Here is an 8,057-nt window from a genome sequence, read left to right as displayed (position 1 = left end):
AAGGTGGTCGCCAGCGCGACCAGCCAGATCAGGAACGGAATGATGCCAAGCGTGGCCAGACTGCCCAGCAGCACCGCCAGCTGGATCAGCAGGAAGCGGCCCACCGTCCGCGTCGTCCGTTTCGCGCCATCCAGATCGACCACCGGAGCGGCGACGCCGGCGGCACCATTGCGGTTGAGCGGGGTGCCCGCCGATGTGTCGCGCTTGGCTGGCGCGGCGGCGTCACTCTCACCCGATAGCATGGCTTTCAGTCCCTTCCACGCCACCGCGAATTGATTGCCGCGCTGCTTGAGAAATGTCTGTCCGGTCAGGTCGCGGATGATCTTGCGCCGCATGCTGGCGGGCGAGGTCGGGAAAGCTGCGGACAGGCCAAGATCGGGATCTTCGCTCTGCTGGGTGTAGCGGTGATGGGTCAGATGATAGGCGCGGTAACTGTGCAGGTCGCTGCCGGTCGCCGAACCGGTCAGCCACTGGCCAGCGAAATTATTGATCTTGCGCTTGGGATGGAGCAGGCCGTGCGCCGCTTCGTGCATTAAAATCGACAGGCCCAGTTGCCGCCCGCCGACCAGCACCAATGCCAGCGGCGTCACCACCAGCCCGGCCAGCCAGTGCCATTGCCAGAGCAGCGCGGTGCCGCCGGTGACCAGTGCCACCATCAGCCAGCCGTGCAGCGTCAGCCACAGACCGTGCCAGCGCGACACGCGAGTCAGCGCCGTCCACTCCTCGCGGGCAAAAATCTCATTCGGTTTGGCAGCTTTTACAGCGGGCATGATGCGATCCTTTTCTCCCTCAACATAGGCGTTTTCTGAAGATTTTACAAACTTCCGGTCTGACGCTACGACATGCTTGGGGCAATGTTTTGCGCTGTCAGTTGTGAGTGCTTTAATCATGCCATGTTCGGGATGAAAAATACGGGGAATCGCGATGCAAATCAGACAATTTGGACACCGGTTCGAGGCGGCGCGAATGGCGTTGCTGGCATGCTTTGTCATTCTGGTGCCGGGGATTTTTGCTCCATTGGCCCATGCCCAGATCGAACTGCCCGGCATCGAAGTCCCTGCCGAACCAGCAGATCCGGAGCCCGTTATCGAGGCGCAAGCCATATCGCCAACGGATCAGGACATCGAACAGCGCATTGCGGGTATCTTTAATGAAATTGATGCTTTGAAAGACGTTCGGATCAGGGTCGATGCCGGAGTGGTAGCGATGACCGGCGATGTGCCGACAATTGCCGATGCCGATCGCGCTGAAAGCATCGCGGCCCGGGTGACGGGCGTGGTTACCGTCGAAAATGCTTTGGAGCGGAATCTGGATGTTGCGGATAATCTGCAGCCGGTCACCGACAAGCTGAAAAACAATCTCCAGAAATTTCTCAATATCCTGCCGCTGCTTGGCATAGCATTGGCTATCTTCATCCTGTTCTGGTTGTTGGGCCGGGTTCTCTCCAGACTGACCGGCCTGTGGCGGGGGACTGCGCCGAACATGTTCATGGCGGAACTGATGGCGACCAGTATCCGGATCATCTTTGTCATTATCGGCTTGATCATCGCGCTTGATGTGCTGCAGGCGACCGCATTGATGGGCGCGATCCTTGGCGGTGCCGGTGTTCTTGGTCTGGCGATTGGTTTTGCAATCCGGGACACGGTCGACAATTATATCTCGAGCATCATGCTCTCGATCCGCCAGCCTTTTCGCGCCAATGACCATGTCGTGATCGGCAGCCGTGAAGGGCATGTCATTCGCCTGACGTCGCGGGCAACCATATTGATGACGCTCGACGGCAATCACCTGCGCATTCCCAACAGCACCGTGTTCAAGGCCGAGATACTCAATTATTCCACCAATCCCGAACGCCGCTTTGATTTTGAACTCGGGATTGATGCCGCAGACGATCCGCTGGCGGCGATGAACATTGGTCTGGAAGCGCTGCGACGGCTGAGTTTTGTGCTCGATGAGCCCGACGCCAGTGCCCGTCTGGAACAGGTTGGCGATTCCAATATCGTCATCAGCTTTTTTGGCTGGATTGATCAGGGACATAGCGATTTCTTCAAGGCCCGCAGCATCGCGATACGAGCAGTGATGAACATATTGGACGCAGAAGGTTTCGGATTGCCGGAACCAATATACCGGCTGCGTTTTGACAGCGGTGCGCCGCTTGAGATAGCGCGCAGCCCCAAAGATGAGGGCACTGGTGCCGGGGCAGAGGGCAAGCCGACCCACAAAGCGCCGCAACCGGATCTCGCGATGGAAGATGTCAGCCGCGAAAATGATATCGGCAAAAAAGTTGCGGAAGAGCGAGCTACTGCTGACGAGGAGGATATATTGGACGAGGCACGGCCGATCGAGTGAGCTATTGACGGGATAGCGCCTCGGCCAGCCGCAGCATGAAATCGGCGCCGCGCCCGAATTGTTCGACCGCCAGATATTCATTCGGCTGGTGCGCCTGCTCGATCGAACCGGGGCCGCAGATCACGGTGGCAAAGCCGGCCTGCTGAAATTGTCCGGCCTCGGCAGCATAAGAGACAACTCCTGAAGAACCATTGTCGCCGGTCAGACGGCGGACAAAAGCTTCCGCCTCCTGCGAACCGGTCGGTGCCATTGGCGGCGCGTTGGACAGCCGGGTGATGCTGACGCCGGCTTCGGGGAAGGCCTGCGCCATCTCGCCATTCAGCGCCGCGATTTTTGCCTTGAACGGCGCCAATATGGCTTCGGGATCGACATTCGGCGGGCAGCGGAGATCGAAGACAAATTGCGCGCGCCGGGCTAGGATATTGGGCGCGGTGCCGCCCGCCATTGTGCCGATGGTCAGTGTCGCATGCGGCGGAATGAACGGAGAGGCCGGATCGGCATTTTCCCAAAGACCACGCGCCAGTTCGGCGAGATCATGCATCAGCTCGACCGCCACCATATTGGCGGAAATACCCAGATGGGGCAGGCTGCTATGGGCTTCATGACCGAGCACTTCGACTTCGTGGACGGTGATCCCCTTGTGCCCGGTGATCACCTTCATCATCGTCGGTTCGCCGATAATCGCCAGCGCCGGTTTCGGCAGCTTTGCCGCCATCTCCTCAATCATCGCCGGCGCGCCGAGACAGCCGATTTCCTCATCATAGCTGAACGCCAGATGCACCGGCTTCTCGCCATTTTTGAACAAGGGCACGGCGGCCAGTGCCAGCGCGATAAATCCCTTCATATCGCACGTTCCGCGCCCATGCAGCAGGCCATTGCGCTCGTCGACGGTCCACGGATCGCTGTGCCAGTCCTGCCCGTCGACCGGCACGACATCGCTATGGCCGGACAATATGACCCCGCCTTCGATGTTCGGCCCGACGGTGGCGTAAAGATTGGCCTTGGAAGCGTCTGCATTGACGACGCGGGTCGATGCGACGCCGTGCTGCTCAAGATAATCCTCAACCCAGGCGATCAGTGCGAGATTGCTGTTCCGCGAGGTGGTGTCGAAGGCGATCAGCGTGGCGAGAATTTCGCGGGCGGAGGTGAGGAGAGTGTCGGTCATCGGGCTATGAACTTTACAAACTTTACAGTGTTAAGAGAAAGAAAGCGGACCGGCCCCAAATCGCCGAAAATTGGCGGGTTTCGGGGGAAGGATTTTGCTTTGGTCATGCTGAGCGATTATCACAGTCAACGCCATGTAGGACAGGGAATTTTGCAATAAACCCCTCCTCTGAAGAGGAGGGGCTAAGAGAGGCGTAACCCTATACCTGCGAAGCAATCCAGTCGCGGATCTTTGTCTCCAGCACGGTCATCGGCAGCGCGCCGGTGTTGAGCACCTGATTGTGGAATTCGCGGACGTCGAACTTGTCGCCGAGCGCGTCCTGGGCTTCCTTCTTCAGACGCTGGATGGTCAGCGCGCCGATCTTGTAGGCCAGGGCCTGTGACGGGATCGCGATATAGCGTTCGACTTCGGCGGTGGCATCGGTTTTGCCCATGCTGCTGTTGTCGAGCATATACTGGATCGCCTGATCGCGGGTCCAGCCCTTGCTGTGCAGACCGGTGTCGACGACCAGACGCATCGCGCGCAGCATCTCGTCATCAAGATGGCCGAAGCGCTGATAGGGGTCGGTGTACAGGCCCATCGGGAAGCCGAGCTTCTCGGCATAGAGCGCCCAGCCTTCGACAAAGGCGGTGTTGCCACCGAAGCGCATGAAGTTTGGCAGCTCGGTATTCTCCTGGGCCAGCGAAATCTGGAAGTGATGGCCCGGTGCGCCTTCGTGCAGATAGAGCGTGGTGATGCCGGAAGTGTTGCGCGACGGCAGGTCATAGGCGTTGAAATAGAAGACGCCGGGACGCGAGCCGTCGGGCGTGCCGCTCTGGTAGGAACCGCCGGCCTGGAATTTTTCGACCGATTCGTCATAGGGGCGAATTTCCAGCGGTGATTTTGGCAGGACCTTGAATTGCTCGCCGATTTTGGCGTCGACCTTCTTGCCCATGTCATAATAAGCCTGTGTCAGCGCTTCACGGGATTCCGGGTGGAATTTCGGATCGGTGCGGAGATATTCGAAAAATTCGGGCAGGGTTCCGTCAAAGCCAACCTCGGCCTTGATCGCTTCCATCTCGGTCTTGATCCGGGTGACTTCGCTGATACCCAAATTGTGGATATAGTCGGCCTTGAGCGGCAGGGTCGTCGTATTCTCGATCAGATTTTGATAGAGAATGTCGCCGCCCTTCATCGCGCTCAGGCCGACGCCTTCGCGGGCAACCGGCAGATATTCATTTTTGAGGAAATCATGCATGCGCTGATAGCTGGCGAAAATATCGGTGGTGGCGGCCGCATATTCCTTGGTCAGTCGGGCCTTGTCGGCATCGCTGAAATCTTCGGGGAAATTTTTGGTCGGCGCCATGAACGGGCTGTTTTCCAGACCGAGGCCGATCTGGGTGGCGAGCTGCTCGATCACGTTGTTGATCGTCAGCTTGGTTTCGACGACGCCGCTTGCCATGCCTTCGCGGAACCGGCCGATCGAACGGTCACCGATGATAATGAACTGCTGGTGGCGTTTGAGATTATCTTCGTAATTTTTGACCGTCTTGAACGGCGCCGCGCCCTTGCCGGAGGCAAAGTCGGGATAGAAAGTGTGGAAGCCGCTGAAGTGATTGACCGGGCGGACCACGGTCAATGCCATGATTTCGTCGGAATAGCCCTTGAGCGCCTGCTGCTTGTCGCGCTTGAACACGTCATAGGCGATTCTATCGGTGGCGCTCAGCTTGTTGCGGTCGAGTTTCAGCAGCGCAGCCAGTTCGGCCGTTTCGGCGGCCTTTTCCTTGGCGAAATATTCGTCGCTGATATAGTCGCCGAGCTGATCGGCATAGCGTTCGTCGCCGCGGAACAGCGCGCCGATCGGATTGCGCTTGAGATTTTCCTTGTCGCTCTTGGCGAACAGGGCCTTCATCTTCTGGCCCTCGGTCATCTCCGTGGCTTCGTGATGCTCCATCGCCGCTGCGCTGGTTGCGGCAAGCGGCTGGGCGATCGCGATGCTGCCGGTCGCGAGCAGGCTGGTGCCGAGGAGAAGAGCGAGAGACTTCTTGATCATTTCATATTCCTATCCGAAAACTGTTATGGCCAGCTAACACGGTAAAGTATCGCTCGCAACGACTTCCCCCGGGCTTTGACGTCGTTGGTCGAAACCGGTCGGCGGTTGATCGGAGAATGGGCGTTTGCCAGGATCAGGCTTTGCCCCACTGGTTGAGCCGGAACCATTTGGTGATGATATATTTGGTGCCCTTTTCGACCGGCGTGCCAGCGTGCAGCGTGTCGATATTGGGGGTGCCGTCGAGGCGCATATTGTTCCAGATCAGCAGCATGCCGCGGCGCGGTTCGACCTCATATTGCAGCTGCGGGAAAGCGGTCGCGCCGCCCTTTTCCGGCTCGTTGAGATAGGCCATCGCGGTCCAGCTGCGCTGGCCGCCATTGGGGCCTTCATATTGCCAATATTTCTCGCTTTCGTGGAAATAGTCGTGATGGTCCTTGAACTGCTGGCCGGGCTGGTAGCGCTGGCCCTGGAGGATTTCGCTGTGCGTTTGCGGCAGGCCCATCAGGTCGCAGATCGACTGGTCGATGCGGCGGATGTCGGGGTCGGCGGGATTGACATTGCAGCTGTAGCTGGTGCGATAGCCCTCACGCTCGGTGCCTTCGTACAGGGTCGAGGGCTGGCTGTCGCTGTCGATCATGGCGATCAGCAGGTCGCAATCGGCGTCGCTGAGGAAATTCTGGTAGACGAAGAGCTGCACATGCGGGCTTTCCAGCCACTGCACCCGGGGATGGGCGTTCAGCGTTTCGGTCACCTGATGACCGAGCGCTGCCATCCGCCGCGGGCTGGCGTAGCGCTCGGTCTGCTTTTTCGAAAAGGCTTTGACCATGGCCAGGCCCTAGTCGATGATGCGCCCGCGCACCATCACCCAGTCGATCTTTTCAAGTTTGCGAACATCCTCCAGCGGATTGCCATCGAATGCAATCAGGTCAGCGGAATAGCCGACTGCGATCCGGCCGATTTCATTTTCCATGTCGAGCATTTTGGCGGCGACCGTGGTGGCGCTGGCAATCGCTTCGCGCCGGGTCAGGCCGGCATCGACCATCAGCTGCAGTTCCTCGGCATTGCGGCCATGGTCAAAGACACCGGCATCGGTGCCAAAGGCGATCGGCACGCCCATTTGCCTGGCCATGGTCACGGCCTTGCCAACCTGGCCCATGGTCATGCGGATCTTGTCTTCGACCACCGGTGTGTAAATACCCTTGCCGAGCCGCTCGCTGACGCCCTTGAACGCCATCAATGTCGGCACCATCGCCGTGCCGTTGGCTTTCATGACTTTCAACGCCGCTTCATCGGCGAAGGTTCCGTGCTCGATCGTGTCGATGCCAGCCCGCGCTGCTGCCTCGATGCCGCGTGCGCCATGGGCGTGGGCCATGACTTTCAGGCCGAGTGAATGGGCGGTGTCGGCGATTGATTGCATCTCCTCGCTGGTAAATTGCGCATCCAGCCCGCGGCCCTGTTGCGACAGCACGCCGCCGGTGGCGGTTATCTTGATGATTTCGGAACCGGCCCGCGATGCCTTGCGGACCTTGGCGGCGCATTCGACCGCACCGGTGCAGCTATAGCCGCTGGTCAGCAGGCCGTTGACATCCTCGGTGAAGCCCGAAACGTCGCCATGGCCGCCGATGATCGCCAGAGCTGGACCAGCGGCGATGATGCGCGGGCCAGGGATGATGCCTTCGGCGGTGCCGCGACGCAGCGAGAAGGCGCTATATTGCGAAGATCCGGCCTCGCGCACGGTAGTGAAGCCGGCTTTCGCGGTCACCAAGGCATTTTTGGCGCCGACAACCACGCCCCATTCGGCGGGCTCGGTGGTTTCCTTCCAGAAATCACCGCCGGGGTCGCCGGTCAGATGAACGTGCAGGTCGATCAGGCCGGGCATCACGGTCTTGGTCGACAGATCGATGATGGTGGCGTTCGCGTCGGACACGGGTTCCGATCCGTTCCGGATTTCGGCAATCTTGCCATCCCGGACGATGATGGTGGCCGGTCCGCTCGGCTGCGCGGCGGCATCGGTCAGCAAATTGCCGACGCGAATGATCTGGTTCTGGGCGATGGCGGTCGCTGGCAACATTCCCAGCGCCAGAGTCGATATGGTCAGGCCGAGCGCGCGTATCATCAAGTTTCTCCCGTTGGTCGGATGTGCTTTTGCTTGGAGCTTTGACAAGTTGCAACAGGAAAGGGTCTTGGCCGCCTTGCCTTTTCACTCAGGGTGGAAGGCCAGACGTCGCGAGACAATGCCGCCGCTGCTGCATCACGCCATCATATTTCTTCGCTGGTGGCTTGGTCTGAGGGCGCAGATAAAGAGCCGGTGCTGCCGGTTTTGGAACAAGGTCGGCGCGACAAATAGGTCCAGCCGCCCGTTGGTCAAAACAGCGGATCAAACAGGCTTCCTGGCTTACCGATCCAAGCCAGGAATTATTTTTCTGAACGTTTTTCAGGCGGCCTGTCTCTGGCGTCATAAGGGTCGGTTCCCGCCGCTATTTCATCCTTGTCGGAAACCCCGTCATTGTC

Annotated in this window: 7 protein-coding genes; 1 reads left to right on the top strand and 6 read right to left on the bottom strand. The window is 59.3% G+C overall.

What is annotated here, in order from left to right; translation table 11 throughout:
- A partial coding sequence (locus tag V7665_RS07210) for a fatty acid desaturase (protein WP_335663859.1) occupies positions 1-770 on the bottom strand: 770 nt, incomplete at its 3' end.
- A 154-nt stretch (positions 771-924) separates the two neighbouring features.
- Between V7665_RS07210 and V7665_RS07205 the strand changes: the two genes are divergently transcribed.
- Positions 925-2,349 carry a mechanosensitive ion channel domain-containing protein gene (locus tag V7665_RS07205; RefSeq protein WP_335663858.1) on the top strand — a complete coding sequence of 475 codons (1,425 nt, stop codon included), beginning with the start codon at positions 925-927 and terminating at the stop codon, positions 2,347-2,349.
- Between the two features lies 1 nt (position 2,350).
- On the opposite strand, the gene argE is transcribed toward V7665_RS07205, so the two are convergent.
- The 5 genes from argE to V7665_RS13910 form a co-directional block, all read right to left on the bottom strand.
- Complete coding sequence (gene argE, locus V7665_RS07200; protein WP_335663857.1) at positions 2,351-3,514, bottom strand: acetylornithine deacetylase; 1,164 nt, start codon at positions 3,512-3,514, stop codon at positions 2,351-2,353.
- Positions 3,515-3,713: 199 nt separating this feature from the next.
- Positions 3,714-5,546 (bottom strand): DUF885 domain-containing protein, encoded by a 1,833-nt coding sequence (locus V7665_RS07195; RefSeq protein WP_335663856.1) that lies wholly within the window; start codon positions 5,544-5,546, stop codon positions 3,714-3,716.
- A gap of 133 nt (positions 5,547-5,679) precedes the next feature.
- Positions 5,680-6,372, bottom strand: a complete 693-nt coding sequence (locus V7665_RS07190) for a prolyl hydroxylase family protein (RefSeq protein WP_335663855.1) — start codon at positions 6,370-6,372, stop codon at positions 5,680-5,682.
- A gap of 9 nt (positions 6,373-6,381) precedes the next feature.
- Positions 6,382-7,662, bottom strand: a complete 1,281-nt coding sequence (locus V7665_RS07185; protein WP_335663854.1) for a metal-dependent hydrolase family protein — start codon at positions 7,660-7,662, stop codon at positions 6,382-6,384.
- A gap of 299 nt (positions 7,663-7,961) precedes the next feature.
- Positions 7,962-8,057 (bottom strand): hypothetical protein (locus V7665_RS13910; RefSeq protein ID WP_442955190.1); only part of this gene is annotated, 96 nt, incomplete at its 5' end.

This window comes from Parasphingorhabdus sp., from assembly GCF_036964675.1.
Classification (GTDB): domain Bacteria; phylum Pseudomonadota; class Alphaproteobacteria; order Sphingomonadales; family Sphingomonadaceae; genus Parasphingorhabdus.
Note: the sequence above shows the minus strand (reverse complement) of the source record. Positions and strands in the feature narration are given on the sequence as shown.

Excerpts from the sequence above, each read along its gene's own strand:
- V7665_RS07185 (WP_335663854.1), bottom strand. The coding sequence starts at position 7,662 with ATGATACGCGCGCTCGGCCTGACCATATCGACTCTGGCGCTGGGAATG.
- V7665_RS07190 (WP_335663855.1), bottom strand. The coding sequence starts at position 6,372 with ATGGTCAAAGCCTTTTCGAAAAAGCAGACCGAGCGCTACGCCAGCCCG.
- V7665_RS07195 (WP_335663856.1), bottom strand. The coding sequence starts at position 5,546 with ATGATCAAGAAGTCTCTCGCTCTTCTCCTCGGCACCAGCCTGCTCGCG.
- V7665_RS07205 (WP_335663858.1), top strand. The coding sequence starts at position 925 with ATGCAAATCAGACAATTTGGACACCGGTTCGAGGCGGCGCGAATGGCG.
- argE (WP_335663857.1), bottom strand. The coding sequence starts at position 3,514 with ATGACCGACACTCTCCTCACCTCCGCCCGCGAAATTCTCGCCACGCTG.